The organism is Bradyrhizobium zhanjiangense (assembly GCF_004114935.1).
Lineage (GTDB): Bacteria > Pseudomonadota > Alphaproteobacteria > Rhizobiales > Xanthobacteraceae > Bradyrhizobium > Bradyrhizobium zhanjiangense.
This window is the reverse complement of the sequence record NZ_CP022221.1, coordinates 214,295-229,686: the sequence shown is the minus strand read 5'-3', so window position 1 is coordinate 229,686 and position 15,392 is coordinate 214,295. Positions and strand designations below refer to the sequence as shown.

13 protein-coding genes are annotated in these 15,392 nt (G+C 65.4%); 6 read left to right on the top strand and 7 right to left on the bottom strand.

Annotated features, from left to right (window positions below):
- Nucleotides 1–77: 77 nt before the first annotated feature.
- Complete coding sequence (locus tag XH85_RS01075) at nt 78–1,079, top strand: adenosine kinase (protein ID WP_128930376.1); 1,002 nt, start codon at nt 78–80, stop codon at nt 1,077–1,079.
- 304 nt (nt 1,080–1,383) lie between these two features.
- On the opposite strand, the gene XH85_RS01065 is transcribed toward XH85_RS01075, so the two are convergent.
- Nucleotides 1,384–2,580 (bottom strand): serine hydrolase domain-containing protein, encoded by a 1,197-nt coding sequence (locus XH85_RS01065; protein WP_164940674.1) that lies wholly within the window; start codon nt 2,578–2,580, stop codon nt 1,384–1,386.
- A 346-nt stretch (nt 2,581–2,926) separates the two neighbouring features.
- On the opposite strand from XH85_RS01065, the gene XH85_RS01060 reads away from it, so the two are divergent.
- Both XH85_RS01060 and XH85_RS01055 read left to right on the top strand, forming a co-directional pair.
- A complete protein-coding gene (locus XH85_RS01060; protein WP_091898185.1) occupies nt 2,927–3,247 on the top strand; it encodes a hypothetical protein in 321 nt (106 codons plus the stop codon).
- A 110-nt stretch (nt 3,248–3,357) separates the two neighbouring features.
- Entirely contained in the window at nt 3,358–4,848 is a 1,491-nt protein-coding gene (locus tag XH85_RS01055; protein ID WP_128930374.1) for an NAD-dependent succinate-semialdehyde dehydrogenase, read from the top strand.
- 164 nt (nt 4,849–5,012) lie between these two features.
- Here XH85_RS01055 and XH85_RS01050 read toward each other — a convergent pair whose 3' ends face one another.
- Both XH85_RS01050 and XH85_RS01045 read right to left on the bottom strand, forming a co-directional pair.
- On the bottom strand, nt 5,013–5,927 hold the full coding sequence (locus XH85_RS01050) for a phosphoribosylaminoimidazolesuccinocarboxamide synthase (RefSeq protein ID WP_128930373.1): 915 nt from the start codon (nt 5,925–5,927) through the stop codon (nt 5,013–5,015).
- A 61-nt stretch (nt 5,928–5,988) separates the two neighbouring features.
- Entirely contained in the window at nt 5,989–6,906 is a 918-nt protein-coding gene (locus XH85_RS01045; protein WP_128930372.1) for a pirin family protein, read from the bottom strand.
- 317 nt (nt 6,907–7,223) lie between these two features.
- On the opposite strand from XH85_RS01045, the gene XH85_RS01040 reads away from it, so the two are divergent.
- Nucleotides 7,224–8,288, top strand: coding sequence for an AraC family transcriptional regulator (locus tag XH85_RS01040; RefSeq protein ID WP_128930371.1), 1,065 nt, complete (start codon nt 7,224–7,226; stop codon nt 8,286–8,288).
- Nucleotides 8,289–8,606: 318 nt separating this feature from the next.
- Nucleotides 8,607–10,031 carry a serine hydrolase domain-containing protein gene (locus tag XH85_RS01035; RefSeq protein ID WP_128930370.1) on the top strand — a complete coding sequence of 475 codons (1,425 nt, stop codon included), beginning with the start codon at nt 8,607–8,609 and terminating at the stop codon, nt 10,029–10,031.
- A 70-nt stretch (nt 10,032–10,101) separates the two neighbouring features.
- Here the strand turns inward: XH85_RS01035 and XH85_RS01030 are convergent, their stop codons facing one another.
- Entirely contained in the window at nt 10,102–11,472 is a 1,371-nt protein-coding gene (locus tag XH85_RS01030; RefSeq protein WP_128930369.1) for an MmgE/PrpD family protein, read from the bottom strand.
- A gap of 122 nt (nt 11,473–11,594) precedes the next feature.
- On the opposite strand from XH85_RS01030, the gene XH85_RS01025 reads away from it, so the two are divergent.
- On the top strand, nt 11,595–12,710 hold the full coding sequence (locus XH85_RS01025; RefSeq protein ID WP_128930368.1) for an FUSC family protein: 1,116 nt from the start codon (nt 11,595–11,597) through the stop codon (nt 12,708–12,710).
- A gap of 1 nt (nt 12,711) precedes the next feature.
- Here the strand turns inward: XH85_RS01025 and XH85_RS01020 are convergent, their stop codons facing one another.
- The 3 genes from XH85_RS01020 to XH85_RS01010 are packed head-to-tail and all read right to left on the bottom strand — an operon-like array spanning nt 12,712 to nt 15,238.
- Nucleotides 12,712–13,362: a 2-hydroxychromene-2-carboxylate isomerase gene (locus tag XH85_RS01020; RefSeq protein ID WP_128930367.1), complete on the bottom strand. Its 651-nt coding sequence runs from the start codon at nt 13,360–13,362 to the stop codon at nt 12,712–12,714.
- Nucleotides 13,359–13,847: a DUF2867 domain-containing protein gene (locus tag XH85_RS01015; RefSeq protein WP_091898205.1), complete on the bottom strand. Its 489-nt coding sequence runs from the start codon at nt 13,845–13,847 to the stop codon at nt 13,359–13,361. Before XH85_RS01015 ends, XH85_RS01020 begins: the two co-directional genes overlap by 4 nt.
- The gene (locus tag XH85_RS01010; RefSeq protein WP_128930366.1) at nt 13,844–15,238 is read right to left on the bottom strand and encodes an MATE family efflux transporter; all 1,395 of its coding nucleotides are present in this window, start codon (nt 15,236–15,238) and stop codon (nt 13,844–13,846) included. The genes XH85_RS01015 and XH85_RS01010 overlap by 4 nt, the downstream gene beginning before the upstream one ends.
- Nucleotides 15,239–15,392 lie beyond the last annotated feature (154 nt).

Sequence of the window (15,392 nt, the reverse complement as noted above, 5' to 3'; positions counted from 1 at the left end):
AGGCCGCGAGCCAGATTTCAGGACTACAGGAAGCGGATTTCCGCAGGGATCGCAATCCGGCAACAGGATCAAGGTGAATGGCTGACGTGAAATATGACGTTCTCGGCATCGGCAACGCGCTGTTCGACGTGTTGGTCAGGACCGACGAGGCCTTTTTGGCCAAGCATGGCATGACCAAGGGCAGCATGTCCCTGATCGACGAGGCACGGGCGGCCGCCATCTACAAGGACATGGGCCCGGCGACGGAAGTCTCGGGCGGCTCTGCCGCCAACACCATCGTCGGCATCGGCAGCTTAGGGGCACGCGCCGCCTATGTCGGCAAGGTCAAGGACGACCAGATCGGCAAGCTCTATGTCCACGACATCCGCGCCGCCGGCGTCGCTTTCAACACGCCGGCCGCAACGGACGGCCCTGCCACCGGCTGCTCCTATATCCTGGTCACAGGCGATGGCGAGCGCACCATGAACACCTATCTCGGCGCGGCGCAGGATCTGTCGCCGGCCGACATCGATCCGGCCGAGGTCGCCGGCGCCGGCATCGTCTACCTCGAAGGCTATCTCTGGGACCCCAAGAACGCCAAGGACGCCTTCGTCAAGGCGGCCAAGATCGCCCACGATGCCAAGCGCAAGGTGGCGCTGACGTTGTCGGATTCCTTTTGCGTCGACCGCTATCGCGACGAGTTCCTGTCCTTGATGCGCAACGGCACTGTCGACATCGTGTTCGCCAACGAGGCCGAGCTGCATTCGCTCTACATGACCTCGGACTTCGACACCGCGCTGAAGCAGCTGCGCAACGACGTCAATCTCGGCGTCGTCACCCGCAGCGAGAAGGGCTGCATGGTGGTCTCAGTGGAAGACGCCGTCGCCGCGCCGGCATTCCCGGTCGACAAGGTCATCGACACCACCGGTGCCGGCGACCTCTTCGCCGCCGGCTTCCTGTATGGCCTCGCGCGCAACTTCGCGTACAAGCAGTGCGGCGAGCTCGGCGCGCTTGCGGCGGCCGAAGTGATCCAGCACATCGGGGCGCGGCCCCAGGTGTCGCTGAAGGAGCTCGCCGAGCAGCGCGGGCTGACGGGGTAGGCTTCGCTCACTCCCCGTCATTGCGAGCGAAGCGAAGCAATCCAGTATCTTTCCGCGGCGGCAGACTTGATTGCTTCGCGGAGCCTGTCATCGGGCCGCGCTTCGCGCGGACCCGGTGGCTCGCAATGACGATGTGGATTCAGGTGCGCGCCAAACTCTCAGCTGTCATCGCCCGCGAAGGCGGGCGATCCAGTACTCCGAGACGGCAGTGATTGAACCGAGAGGCCGCGGCGTACTGGATCCCCCGCCTTCGCGGAGGATGACAGTCGTCGTGTGGTGAGAGCTGCGCGGCCGTGCGCGCCCCTTACGCTGCCTTCTGCCCGCTTCCAGCAGCATCGAGCCCAGCATAGATCCCGCGTTCGAATCCCGCGAACGCCTCCAGGCACTTTCCATCGGCGAACGGCAACAGCTGCATCAGGATCACGCCGGTGACGTCGCGCGACGGGTCGATCCAGTAATAGGTGTTGGCGAGGCCCGCCCAGGCGAGACTGTTCGGGCTGCGCCCTTCCGCGGTCTTGGCGGTGTTGATGAGGAAGCTCAGCCCCCACTTCTTCACCTGCTCCGGATAGAGATCGACGTCGTTGGTGTACATCGGCGCCGCCGTCGTCATCTTGCCCATGGCGAGATCGCCGATGTGGTTCTGTCCCATCGTCGCAACCGTCTCCGCCTTCAGCACTTGGTTGCCGTTGCCGCGGCCCTTGTTGAGAATCATTTGGGTGAACTTGATGTAGTCGCCCGCGGTCGAGTAAAGGCCACCGCCGCCCATGTGGAATTCCGGCTCCTGCTCGAGCTCGAACGGGATCGATGCGAGCTGGCCGTCCTCGCCGCGCGCATGCATGCCGACCAGACGCTTGCGCATGCTATCGGTGATCTTGAAAGCGGTGTCGCTCATGCCGAGCGGCGCGAACATATTGTCGCGCAAATACGCATCGAGCCGCTTGCCGCTGACGGCCTCCACCGCCTTGCCGACGAAGTCGATGTTGGTGCCGTATTCCCAGCGCGTGCCGGGATCGGTCATGATTGGCGTCTTCAGCGCCGCATTCTGGCAGGTGGTGATGGCGGGGATCCCCGTCTTCTCCAGATACATCGCGAGATCGCCGTTCCACATGTTGTAGCAGAAGCCCGCCGTGTGGGTCATGAGGTGGCGCAGCGTGATCGGCCCCTTCGCAGGCCGCAGCTTCGGCTCGCCCTTGGCATCGAAGCCTTCGAGCACCTGCGGGGTGGCGAGATCGGGCAGCACTTCACCGATCGGCGCATCCAGCGACAGCTTGCCCTGTTCGACGAGCTGCATCGCGCCGGCTGATGTCACCGCCTTCGTCATCGAGGCGATCCAGAACACGCTGTCCGCGGTCATCGCATCGGGCTTGGACAGGTCGCGCTTGCCGAACGCACCTTGATACAGCACTTCTTTACCGCTGGCGGCGATGGCGACGACTCCGGGAATTTCCTTTGCGTCGCTCTTCTGGCGCAGAAGTTCGTCGATCTGGGCTCGGCTTTGCATGCGTGTTTCCTCCGGTTTGATTATTGTTGGAAGTGATTGATTGTCCTCCCGCATGCTCGGCGCGGCAAGCGCATCCATGTACCTGTGCCGGTCGCGATGTCGTGACTTGACGGTCGGCGTTCCACGCAGGACGACAACGGAGCTGAACTGCAACACTCTTTCACAACCTGCGGTGGATGGCTGCATCTCGCCGTGGCCGTGAATGGGCGCTGGCGGTATGTTTCGCGTGTTTGACTCACCTGAAGCATTTTGTGCGTTGCGGCGCTTCAGCACGCGGCCAATTGGCCGGTGACGTTAAGACTTAATGCAAATTGGCGGCTGCTGATCGGCCGCGAGGGGACCTCAAATGATTTCGACCTGGAGTGAATGGAAGCGCTATCCCCGTCCCGGACGGGGCGACAATTTGGAGGCGCCGATCTCGCCCGGCATTTACGAGGTTCGCATCGCCGGCACCGGCGCGCTGTACTCCTTCGGCGCGGTCGACAATCTGGCGCAGGCGCTGGCATTGCTGCCGGTCGGTTCGAAGTCATGGTTCGGCCGCCGCGACACCTCGGATGTGCCCGATCTCGAATACCGCACCTGCGCGACCTCCTCGAAGGCCGACGCCAAGGCCGCCGCCGAGCGCATGATCGGCCGCCGCGAGACCTATCTGAGCGGCGCGGCCTGAGGTCGCGCTCCCGTTTAGCTGAAGGCAGATGTGCGTTGCGGGGCGGTGCATTGCGCGCCGTCTATCCCTATATTCCGGGCCGATCCGATCGCGCCCTGAGGAGTAACGCCATGACCCCGACTGCCGCCCGCGCCCCGCAAGCCTCGTCCAATCTGCGCGACCGGTTGAAGGACCCGTCGCTGCTGAGGGAAGCCTGTTACATCGACGGCGCCTGGGTCGGCTCGCCGGTCTTCGCCGTGAATAATCCCGCGACCGGCGTCGAGCTCGCCAAGGTTCCGCAGCTCGGCGCGGACGATACCACCAAAGCGGTCGAAGCCGCCGAGCGCGCGTTCCCGGCCTGGGCCAAGCTCACCGCCAAGCAGCGCTCCAACATCTTGCGCAAATGGTTCGAGCTGATCGTCGCCAATCGCGAGGATCTCGCGCTGATCCTCACCTCCGAGCAGGGCAAGCCGCTCACCGAGGCGCTCGGCGAGGTCGATATCGGCGGCGCCTACGTCGAGTTCTTCGCCGAGGAGGCGAGGCGCGTCTATGGCGAGACCATCCCGACGCAGCGGAGCGATGCGCGCTTGCTCGCGATCAAGCAGCCGATCGGCGTCTGCGGCGCGATCACGCCGTGGAATTTCCCGAACTCGATGATCACGCGAAAAGTCTCGCCGGCGCTGGCGGCCGGCTGCACCGTGGTGCTGAAGCCCGCCAATGAGACGCCGCTGTCGGCGCTCGCGCTCGCGGCTCTTGCCGAGAAGGCCGGTGTGCCCAAGGGCGTATTCAACATCATCACCGGTGACGCACCGCCGATCGGCAAAGTGCTGTGCGAGCATCCGGCGGTTCGCTTCGTCGGCTTCACCGGCTCGACCGCCGTCGGCAAGATCCTCTACCAGCAGGCTTCCGTCGGCGTGAAGCGGCTCGGCCTCGAGCTTGGCGGCAACGCGCCGTTCGTGGTGTTCGACGACGCCGACATCGACGCCGCGGTCGAAGGCGCTATCGTCTCGAAATACCGCAACATGGGCCAGACCTGCGTTTGCGCCAACCGCCTCTACGCCCAGGATGGCATCTACGACGAGTTCGTGCAGAAGCTGTCGAAGAAGGTCGCGGCGATGAAGATCGGTGACGGCACCGAGAGCGGCGTCACGCAGGGCCCGCTGATCAACATGAAGGCGATCGACAAGGTCGAGCGCCACATCGCCGACGCCATCAAGCGCGGCGCCAAAATCGTCACCGGCGGCAAGCGCAGCGAGCTCGGGCGCTCATTCTTCGAGCCGACCGTGCTGGCCGACGTCAAGCCGGACTCGCTGGTGTCGCAGGAGGAGACCTTTGGCCCGCTCGCGCCCGTCATCCGCTTCAAGGACGAAGCCGACGTCATCGCGATGTGCAACGCCTCGCCGTTCGGCCTTGCCTCCTACTTCTACTCCCGCGATCTCGGCCGCGTCTGGCGCGTCGCCGAGGCGCTGGAATCAGGCATGGTCGGCGTCAACACCGGCCTCATCACCACGGAAGTCGCCCCCTTCGGCGGCGTCAAGGAGAGCGGCCTCGGGCGTGAAGGCTCGCATCATGGCATGGAAGAGTATGTCGAGATCAAATACGTGATGATGGCAGGGGTGTGAGGGCGCATCAGTCTCTCCGCGTCATTGCGAGCCACCGGGTCCGCGCAAAGCGCGGCCCGATGACAGGCTCCGCGAAGCAATCCAGAATCTTTCCGCAGAGGCAGTCTGGATTGCTTCGTCGCAAGGGCTCCTCGCAATGACGAAGTGAGGTGCAACAGCTGGAGCTAAATCTTCAGCTCTTTCCCCGTCACGCGCCTGTAAGCTTCGAGATAGCGCTTGCTGGTTGCATCCACAACGCTGGCGGGCAGTGGCGGCGGTGGGGCATCGCCGTTCCAGCGGCCGGCGCGGCGCTCGACGTCGAGATAATCGCGTAAGGGTTGCTTGTCGAAGCTCGCCTGCGGCTGGCCGGGCTTGTAGGCATCGACCGCCCAGAAGCGCGAGGAATCCGGGGTCATGACTTCGTCTATCAGGATGATGCGGCCGTCCTTGTCGCGGCCGAACTCGAACTTGGTGTCGGCGATGATGATGCCCTGCTCGCGCGCCAGCTCCTCGCCAAGTGTATAGATCGCGCGCGTCATGCTCTCCAGCGTATAGGCGACCTCGTCGCCGACCACCGCGCGCATCTTCGCGATGGTGATGTTCTCGTCATGGCCGCTCTCGGCCTTGGTTGCCGGGCTGAAGATGACAGGCTCGAGCTTCTCGCTCTCGACGAGGCCGGCCTTGAGCTTCTCGCCGGCCAGCGTGCCGCTCGCGGCATATTCCTTCCAGGCCGAGCCCGAGAGGTAGCCGCGGATCACGCATTCGATCGGAAATACGGTGGTGCGCTTGCACAGCATGGCGCGGCCGAGGATCTCGGCGCGGTGGGGCGTCAAGGCCGGCACGGCCGCAATGATCGCGTCGGTGTCGGCGCTGATCATGTGATGCGGCACCACGCCTTCGAGCTCGTTGAACCAGAACGCACTCACTTGCGTCAGCACCGCGCCCTTCATCGGGATGGTCTCGCCCATCACGACGTCGAAGGCGCTGATGCGGTCGGTGGTGACGAGCAGCAGGCGGTCGTCGTCGACGGCGTAGATATCGCGCACCTTGCCGCGTCCGATCTTGGGGAGGGGCAGGTCGCTGGAGAGCATGGTGGTCATCGGCAAAGCCTTCACGCAAGGAATCCGGCCGCGGCTGACAGCGGCCGGAAACCCGATTAGCCTATTCCGGCAGCGGAATGAACTCATGTTCCTGCGGAACTGCCGCGAAGCGGCCGGTTTTCCAGTCCTGCTTGGCCTGCTCGATCCGCTCCTTGCTGGAGGAGACGAAATTCCACCAGATGTGGCGCGGGCCCTCCAGTGCATCGCCGCCGAGAAACATCATCCGGGTGGCCTTCAGTGCCTTCACGGTGATGCGGTCGCCCGGACGGAAGATCAGCAGCCGCGGGCCTTCGTAGCGCTCGTTCGCGATCTCGACCTCGCCGTCGACCAGGTAGATCGCACGTTCCTCCTGATCGGGATCGAGCGGCACGCTCGCGCCTTCCGCCGCCGTGACCTCGGTGTAGAACCAGGGCGAGACCATCGCGACAGGCGAGGCGATGCCGAACGAAGAGCCCGCGATCACCCGCGCGGTAAAATCGCGCTCGGAGATCATCGGCAAATCGCCCGCCGCATAGTGCTGGAACGACGGCGCAATCTCCTCGGATCCCGACGGCAACGCGATCCAGCTTTGCAAACCCAGCATCTTCTGGCCGGAGGCGCGCTGCGCGTCGGGCGTGCGCTCGGAATGGGCGATGCCGCGCCCGGCGGTCATGAGGTTCATCGCGCCGGGCGCGATCTCCTGGACGTTGCCTTCGCTGTCGCGATGCATGATCGCGCCGTCGAACAGGTAGGTGACGGTGGCAAGCCCGATATGTGGATGCGGCCGCACGTCCATGCCCTTGCCGGAGACGAACTGCACCGGTCCGAAATGATCGAAGAAGATGAACGGCCCGACCATCTGCCGCTTGCCGTGCGGCAATGCGCGCCGCACCTCAAATCCGTCGCCGAGATCGCGCGTGCGAGGCACGATGACGAGATCGAGCGCATCGCAGGACATGGGATCGCCGAGCACGGGATCGTTGGAGGGTTGCCAGCTCATGGGTAGGCTCCTTTTGGCTTTGTTGGATGCGAGACTAGCAGGAATTTGCAGCGCCGTCGCGACAAAGCCGGGGCTCAACGTCGCGGACCGCAATAGCGCCATGTGCAGAACTATCATCGCCTCACCCACCGCTGTCATTCCGCGCGAAAGCGGGGAATCCAGTACGCTGCGGCCCATCGGTTTAATCACTGTCGTCTCGGAGTACTGGATCGCCCGGTCAAACCGGGCGATGACAGTTGTGGTGCGGATGGTCCTTGAAAAAATACGCCTGACGAAGGATGTTCGGCTGATTTCAATCGCGACCGTCGCATCGCCCGATGACATTTGCTGCAACAGAACTGGCATTTCGCGCCGCGTCCGTGGCGCTGCTGCTTGTGCTAGGCGCGTCGCTCGTCTCTGATTTCGGACACGTGCTGGCAGCCCGGCTCGGTGCTGGCTTCGCGATCGGCTCGGCCGCGCATGCGGCGAGCTATTCGGTCGGCGTGTCGTCGCTGGTGCCGGCCTGGCATGCGCCGCTGATTGCGTTGTCGACGGGCAACATCGTGGTGTTCTGGCTGTTCACGCGCGCGCTGTTCGACGACGAGTTTCGTCTGCGCTGGTGGCACGGATTGATCTGGGGACTGGTGACCGCGTTCAGCTTCGTCAACTGTCTCTGGATCGCACCGGGCGGAAACGTTCGGCTTGCCGTCACCATCGTCAATCTGATCGTGCTCGGTTTCATTGCGCTTGCGGTGGTGCAGACGATCAATTCGTGGTCGGCCGATCTGGTCGAGCGCCGCCGCCGCGTTCGCGTCTTCATCGTCTGCACGGCCGCGCTCTATGGCGGGGCGAACGCGCTGCTCCAGATTGTCGTGACCGGAATTGAGGTTGGCGATATCGCCGACACGATCAATGCGGGCGTGCTCGTCTGCATCGTTGCGGCCATCGCCTATGCGATGATGCGCGTCGATGGCGCCGAGCTGTTTCCGGTGGCCGCGGAGGCCGCGCCGCCGCTGGTTTTGAGCCAAGTCCCGGCGTCAGAGGACGCCGCCGACCAGAAGCTCATCGATGCCCTGATGCGGCTGATGGCGGACGAGCGGATCTATCGCCAGGAGAACATCACCATCGGCGTGCTGGCGAACCGGCTGAAAATTCCCGAATACCGGCTGCGCCGGCTGATCAACCAGCGCCTCGGCTATCGCAACTTCAATGTGTTCCTGAACAATCACCGGATCGAGGAAGCCAAGGCCGCGCTCGCCGATCCCGCCCAGGCCGAAGTCCCCGTCATCACCATCGCCATGGATGCCGGCTTCCAGTCCCTCGGCCCCTTCAACCGCGCCTTCAAGGCGGTGACCGGCGTGACCCCGACGGAATATCGGCGGCTTAAAGCGAGCACGGCGTGATGGGCTCTTCGCCTCTCCCGCCTGCGGGGAGAGGCCGGAATTTGCGGAGCAAATTTCGGGTGAGGGGGAGCTTCCGCGAGCCCGTCTGTCACCGTCCCTGCGGAGACTCCCCTCACTCTCCCCGCAAGCGGGGCGAGGGGGTCCACCGTCCCCGGCGCGACAGACCAGCCCAATTTTCAAGCTGTTGGATCTGTTGCGTTATTTCAGAATCGATCAGTCCCGGCCAAATCCAGCCACGCCATTTTCCAGATCCGGCGAGCACATATCCCACGCCTCCTGCTTCGTCTTGGGCTCACGCCCCCAAGCCGGAGACAACCCGTGACCCGCCGCCGCAAGATCGTCCTCCTCACCACCATCGCCTGTGCCGGTCTCGCGCTCGGCGCAGCCCGCGCCGGCGACGTGCCGAAGGTCGCCACTGGCTTTGTCGCCGGCATCCTGTGCTCCGAGACCTTCGTCTCCGGCCTCGATCCGCGGCGCACGTTCACTGAGACCAACGATGCGATGCCCGGCACCGGCCTGATCAGCTGGGCGATGGAGTATCGCGTCGATCGCGTGCGCAAGGACGTTACGGTGACACTGTTTGGCCTCGGCCGCAGCCATGCCGTCTATCGCGAGGGGCTCGGCTGCACGCTCGCGCATGGCGAGCCGCTCGCCGAAGTCATGCCGCCGCCGGACGACAGGCAGCCCGCGCTGCTGCCCGAGATCGCCGGTCCGGCGATCGTGCCGCCGCAAAGTCCCGAGCTTGCTACCGCGCTCGACCGCGCCTTTGACGAGCCGGCACAGCCGCCTTATCGCCGCACCCGCGCGATCGTCGTGATGAAGGCGGGCCGCGTCATCGCCGAGCGCTACGCCTACGGCATCGGACCGGAGACGCTGCTGCTCGGCTTCTCCATGACCAAATCGGTGATCTCGGCGCTGACAGGCGTGCTGGTGCGTCAGGGCAAGCTCAAGCTCGACGGGCCCGCGCCGGTCGCCGCCTGGAAGCATCCGGATGACCCGCGCCATGCCATCAGCGTCGATCAATTGCTACGCCACACCGCAGGGCTGGCGCTCGGCAGCTCGTTGCAGGCCTCGCTCGGCTCCGCCTTCGAGCCGGTCAACCGCATGAAGTTCGTGGAAGCCGACATGGCCACCTATGCCGCGAGCATGCCGCTTGCGACCGCGCCGGGCACGGCGTGGAATTATCATGACGGCAACACCATCCTGCTCTCGCATCTGATCCGCAATGCGGCCGGTGGACATCCCGCAGCTGCACTGCACTTCGCGCGCCGCGAATTGTTCGTTCCACTCGGCATGCGCCATGTCACGCTCCAGCTCGACGCTTCAGGCACGATCGAGGGCTCGAGCGAGATGCTGGCATCGGCGCGGGACTGGGCGCGCTTCGGCCAGCTCTATCTCAATGACGGCGTCGCGGGCGGCAAGCGCATCCTGCCCGAGGGGTGGGTGAGCTATTCGTCCTCGCCCACGCCGAATGCCTGGGTCGGCATCGGTGCCGGCTTCTGGACCAACCAGGGCGACAGCTTTGGCGCGAAGTTTCGCATCGCGCACGGCTGGCCGCGCGATGCCTTCTTCGCGAAGGGCACGATCGGGCAGTACACGATCGTGATCCCCTCGGAGCGGCTGGTGATCGTGCGCATGGGACGCTCGCCGAACTGGCCGCCGGAAGCAGATGGCGTGTTCGACCTCGTGCGCGACGTGGTGGCCGCAACGCGCGAGAAGGGGAAGATAGCCGGGGCGGATTGAGAGCAGCGGCGGCTCTTCTTACCCTCCCCTGGAGGGGCCCTCCAGGGGAGGGTGAGCATGCGCGCTCGAGCTATTGCCTCCCTAGCTCCGTCGCCTTCGCCACGCGGTCGAACCGCTCCAGCGTCATGATCGCATCCGCAAACTTCTCCGCGCGTGCGTTCAGCACGGGCCGCGCCAGCGTCAAAAACTTCTGCTGCATCGCCTTCGTGTCAGGAAACGAATTCGGCTCGCCCGAGGGATCGGCATACAGCCGCTCATGCACGCCATCGTCCGTCGTGATGCTGACGCGGGCGCCGAACGGATGGGTGCGGCCGATTTCGAGGCGGTCGTCCTGCACCACGTCGAACTTGTCGGCGAGGGCGTCGATGGCGGCATCGCCAAGGCGGTTGTAATCGTCCCAGCCGAATGAGCCCTGGTCGAGCGCGAGCGCGCCGGTGAAGAACATCGAGAACTGGCCGCCGACGATCGAGGTCGGATGCCGCTTGGTCGCGGCATCGCCGGTGAGCGTGATGCCGTTACGATGCAGGCCGATCTCGACGCGCTTAACCTGGTCCGGCGTCAGATTGTGCTCGCGCCGCATGGCGATCAGCGCGTCGATCGCCGCATGGGTGTAGCGGCAGCTCGGATAGGGTTTGACGCCGATCTTCATCGTCTCGTAGCTCTTGCCGAGCTCGGCCACCGCTTTGCCCGGATGCGCATCGTCGGTGTAGCCGGCGAGCAGGCCGTGCTTGCCCTCGACCGATTCCGTCGCGCCGACGAAATCGTTGCGCGCCAGTGTCGCGGCGATCACGCCGTTCATCGCGGCGGCGCCGACCTGGTAGCGCTTGTTCCAGGCGCCGTTGACCAGAAATTGCAGCGATCCGGCAGCCTGGCTGCCGGAGACGCCGAAGGCGGCGATGATCTGCTGCTCGGAGAGGCCGAACAGTTTTGCGGCGGCCGCGGCCGCGCCATAGGTGCCGGCGGTCGCGGTCGGATGGAAGCCGCGCGCGTAGTGCGAGGTCGGGTCGAGCGCATTGCCGAGCCGGCAGCAGACTTCATAGCCCGCAACGATCGCGGTCAGCACGTCGCGGCCCGACGCGCCGACCATCTCGCCGACCGCGAAGGCGGCCGGCACCACCGGCGCGCTCGGATGCAGCGAGGAATCGGCGTGCGTGTCGTCGAAGTCGAGCGAATGTCCCAGCGCGCCGTTGAGCAGGGCCGCCACCGCCGGCGTCCAGGTCTTGGCATCGCCGAACACGGTGGATTCGCCCTTGGCATCGAGCGCAAGCGTTTCCAGCGTCTTCAGCATCGACGGGGTCGATTCCGCCTCGCTGCGGGCGCGGATGGCGCTGCCGAGGAAGTCCAGCGTCAGCACTTTGGCGCGATCCAGCACCTCCGCCGGAATATCTTGGTACTTCAGATTGAAGACATAGGCGGCGAGCGTTGCGGTTTCGTGGGCCATCGTGTTTCCTCGTTTTGGCCGGCAAGTTAGGCGGGCTGATTGCGCCTTTCAAGCGGCCTTGCGGGGGCGGGCATCAGCCATGCTTTTGCCTGGCTCAAGAAGATCGGACCGGGACGTTGACGATGACACGCACAAGAGAGCTGCTCGACCGGATCCGGGCGCGACGGACGCAATTGGGGCTGGCGATCAGGGTCACCGTGGCGGCGGTCGCAGCCTATGCCATCGCCACCGCGCTGCATCTGCTCTTGCCGCTCTGGGCGGTGCTGACCTCGCTGATCGTGACCCAGATGAGCGTCGGCCGCTCGCTGAAGGCGACGCGCGACTACATGCTCGGCACTATCGGCGGCGCCATCTATGGCGGCGCCATCGCGATCCTGATCCCGTACTCCGGTGAAGCGGGCCTGTTGGGGCTTCTGGTGCTCTCGGTCGCCCCGCTCGCCTTCATCGCCGCGATCAATCCGAGCCTCAGTGCCGCGACGGTCACCGCCGTGATCGTGCTCCTGGTTCCGACCATGCATCACTCCGATCCCATGACCTCGGCGATCGATCGCGTCAGCGAGGTCGCGGTCGGTGCCATCACGGGCCTGCTCGTCTCCTTCCTGGTGCTGCCCTCGCGCGCGGTGCGGCAGATCCGCGCCAGCGCAGCAAGACTGCTCGAACTGATCGCCGATGCCTTCACCGAACTGCTCGCGGGCCTCACGCGCGGCCGCGACAACGACGCGCTGCACCGGATCCAGGACGGCATCGGCACTGCCATGGTCAGCCTCAACGCGATTGGCTCAGAAGCCGAGCGCGAGCGCGCCGCACGCCTGTCGAGCGGGCCGGATACCGGTCCCTTGCTGCGAACCATCCTGCGGTTGCGGCATGACGTCGTGATGATCGGCCGCGCCACCGTGGTGCCGCTGCCGGCCGAGGTGCAGACGCGGCTCGCAGGTCCGCTGACGGAGGTCTCGATGGTGATCGCGCGCTTCCTGCGTTCGGCCGCCGCAGCCTTGCGGGAGGGCGCCGGCGCGCCGCCGCTCCATCCGGTCCACGTTGCGCTCCAGCATTACGCCGAGGCGGTCGCCGCCGTCCGTCACGACGGTCTGATCCGCGGCCAGCCCAGCGACACCGCCGAGCGCTTCTTCGCGCTGGGCTTCTCGCTGGAGCAGATGCACCAGAACCTCTGCGATCTCGATCGCGTCGTCGGCGAATGGTCGGAGGCAGCGGCCGACAAGCCCGCGCGGGTGGCGGAGTGAGCTAGCGCCGCTTCAGTCCCTTGCCCTGCATGCGCCAGAGCAGGAGGTCGATGCGGTCCTGGCCGAAGAACGGCTCGTTCTCGAACACGAAGGTCGGCACGCCCCAATGGCCGGAGGCGGCGTGGTCCTTTTCGTTCTCCGCGATCACGTGCTCATAGCGATCCGGATCGGCAGTGATCGCGGCGTCCATGGCGGCAAGATCGAAGCCGGCCTTCTCGGCCGCGCGCGCGAGATGATCGCCCTCGTTCCATCCCGCCACCGAACCGTCCCATAGCACGCGCGCGATCGCGTCTGTAAATTCGAGCGAGCGTCCTTCGAGCTGCGCCATCGCGCCCAGCCGGGTCAGGCGGTGGATGTAAGGCTGCTCCACCGCAACGTCGAGCGTTGTCTTGTCCTGCACGATCGGATCGGGCCTCGGGAAGCGGAACGGAATGCCCTCGTGCTGCGCCACGCGCGTGCTGTCGAGCACCACATAGCGAATGAAGTTCGGGCTGGCCTTCTTGAAGAATCCGGGCACGCGGACCGCGAGCGGGTAGACCGGCCGCAGGTTGACCGCGAGGTCATACTCGGCGACGAGCTTCAGTGTCTTGGGCAGGGCCAGATAGCTGAAGGGACTTCGGTAGGAGCAGAAGAGATCGACGGACAGCGTCATCGGGCCGGCTCCACGATGTCTCCCATCATGCTGCGGGCCACGAGCTTGTGGAACGGTACGATCAGCGTGAGGTAGGTACGCCCGAGCAGATTGTTGGTCCGCACCAACGTGGTCAATGTCACCTGCTGGTCCGCCCCGTCGCCGGCGACGTCAACCACGACGCGGAAATCGAGATGGTAGTCGTCAAACCCGGCGATGAGCTGCTCCGGCGTTTCGCTCAGCACTGGAAACAGGCCGATCATCCCGTACGGAGCCGGAGCACCTTCGCCTGACGTCTTCAGTCCGAAGGGTTTCACCAGGATGTTGCGCAAGCGCGTCAGCGCATCGATCCAGCGCGGCCCGTGCAGCACCATTCGGGTGCAGGCCTCGCGGGCGCTCAATTGCGTCGCGCCGACCTCTACACGAAAGGCATCGATGAACTGCGCGCCTGATAGCACAGCGCCGGCATCGACATCGGGTGTGACTTCGCGAACCGAGCCTGTCATCCCGCCAGTTTGCGCGTCAGCATGCCAAAGCGCAAGATCAACAGGCCGGCATAAACGAACGATCCGATCGACAGCCCGATCCAGACGCCGACCGCGCCGAGGCTGGCGTGGAAGGCGAGGACCCAGGCGATCGGGAAGCCGACGCACCAATAGCCTGTTGCTGCGAACACAAGCGTCATCTGGGTGTCATTGATGCCGCGCAGGGCGCCGCCCATGATGGTCTGGAGCGCATCGGCGATGAAGAAAGTCGCGCCGACCAGCAAAAGTGTCGCGGTCAGCGCGACGGTCGGCGCGCTGGCCTCGCTGCTGCCGAAGAACAGCCGTCCCAGCTCATAGCGGCCGAGGATGATCGCGACAGTCAGAGCCGCGACGAACGCAATGCCGAGCACGGCGGCAACGAGCCCCGCGCGCCGGACGCCGGCCGGCTCGTTGCGGCCGAAGGCGTGGCCAACGCGCACGGTGGCGGCCATGCCGATGCCGAGCGGCACCATGAACAGCACGGCGGTGACCTGGAGCGCGATCTGATGTGCGGCGAGCGCGGTGGTCGAGATCAGCCCCATCAGCAGCGCCGCCGAGGAGAACAGGCCGTATTCCATCAGCAGCGAGAACGAGATCGGCGCGCCGATCGCGATGAGCTGGCGCATCAGGGGCCAGTCGATCCGCCAGAAATGGGCGAGCGGGTGATAGTCCGCGAACGGCTTTCGCCATGCGGCAATAGTGAGCGCGGCGAGGAAGGTGCCGAGATTGACCAGCGTGGTCGCAAGCCCCGCGCCGAACAGGCCGAGCTTCGGCACGCCGAACAGGCCGTGGATCAGGACATAGACCAGCGCGGCATTGGCGGGGATCGCGGCGAGCGTGATCCACAGCGGCGCCTGCGGCCGGTTCACCGCGCTCATCATGCTGCGCAGCGCGATGAAGCCGAGCGCCGGCGCAATGCCCCAGGCCAGTCCGTGGAGGTAGCGCTGGGCCAGCGCGGCGGAATCCGGCGCCTGTCCGAGCGCGAGCAGGATCTGCTCGCCATAGAGCGGCGAGGCCATCATCGGCAGCGAGATCAGCAGCGCGACCCACAACCCGACGCGCAAGGAACGGCGGATCAGCCTGATGTCGCCGGCGCCGAAGGCCTGCGCAGCGAGCGGCGACACCGCCGACATCAATCCGAGCCCGAAGGTGAAGCTGACGAAATAGACCGTATGCGCCAGCGCAGCCGCGGCCACTGCGTCCTCGCCGAGCCGGCCGATCATCGCGAGATCGGTCGTGATCATCGCGATCTGCCCGAGCTGCGTCAGCATCATCGGCACGGCCAGCCGCAGCGTCTCGGCGAATTCATCGGCGAGATGATTTTGCGGCACGCCGGCTTGCGGCTGCGAATGACGTTGGACGGTGTCGAGCATGGCCGGTCCTTAGCACAGCCGCACGTCGAAAACATGGCCCGCGAGCGAGATGCCTCTTCACCCTCTCCCCTTGCGGGAGAGGGTGGCTCGCCGCCGCGTAGCGGCGAGACGGGTGAGGGGTCTCTATCCTCACGAGCGATCTTGCAAGTGGATA

Excerpts from the sequence above, each read along its gene's own strand:
- XH85_RS01065 (WP_164940674.1), bottom strand. The coding sequence starts at position 2,580 with ATGCAAAGCCGAGCCCAGATCGACGAACTTCTGCGCCAGAAGAGCGAC.
- XH85_RS01060 (WP_091898185.1), top strand. The coding sequence starts at position 2,927 with ATGATTTCGACCTGGAGTGAATGGAAGCGCTATCCCCGTCCCGGACGG.
- XH85_RS01050 (WP_128930373.1), bottom strand. The coding sequence starts at position 5,927 with ATGACCACCATGCTCTCCAGCGACCTGCCCCTCCCCAAGATCGGACGC.
- XH85_RS01075 (WP_128930376.1), top strand. The coding sequence starts at position 78 with ATGGCTGACGTGAAATATGACGTTCTCGGCATCGGCAACGCGCTGTTC.
- XH85_RS01055 (WP_128930374.1), top strand. The coding sequence starts at position 3,358 with ATGACCCCGACTGCCGCCCGCGCCCCGCAAGCCTCGTCCAATCTGCGC.
- XH85_RS01030 (WP_128930369.1), bottom strand. The coding sequence starts at position 11,472 with ATGGCCCACGAAACCGCAACGCTCGCCGCCTATGTCTTCAATCTGAAG.
- XH85_RS01020 (WP_128930367.1), bottom strand. The coding sequence starts at position 13,362 with ATGACGCTGTCCGTCGATCTCTTCTGCTCCTACCGAAGTCCCTTCAGC.
- XH85_RS01025 (WP_128930368.1), top strand. The coding sequence starts at position 11,595 with ATGACACGCACAAGAGAGCTGCTCGACCGGATCCGGGCGCGACGGACG.
- XH85_RS01045 (WP_128930372.1), bottom strand. The coding sequence starts at position 6,906 with ATGAGCTGGCAACCCTCCAACGATCCCGTGCTCGGCGATCCCATGTCC.
- XH85_RS01015 (WP_091898205.1), bottom strand. The coding sequence starts at position 13,847 with ATGACAGGCTCGGTTCGCGAAGTCACACCCGATGTCGATGCCGGCGCT.
- XH85_RS01010 (WP_128930366.1), bottom strand. The coding sequence starts at position 15,238 with ATGCTCGACACCGTCCAACGTCATTCGCAGCCGCAAGCCGGCGTGCCG.
- XH85_RS01040 (WP_128930371.1), top strand. The coding sequence starts at position 7,224 with ATGACATTTGCTGCAACAGAACTGGCATTTCGCGCCGCGTCCGTGGCG.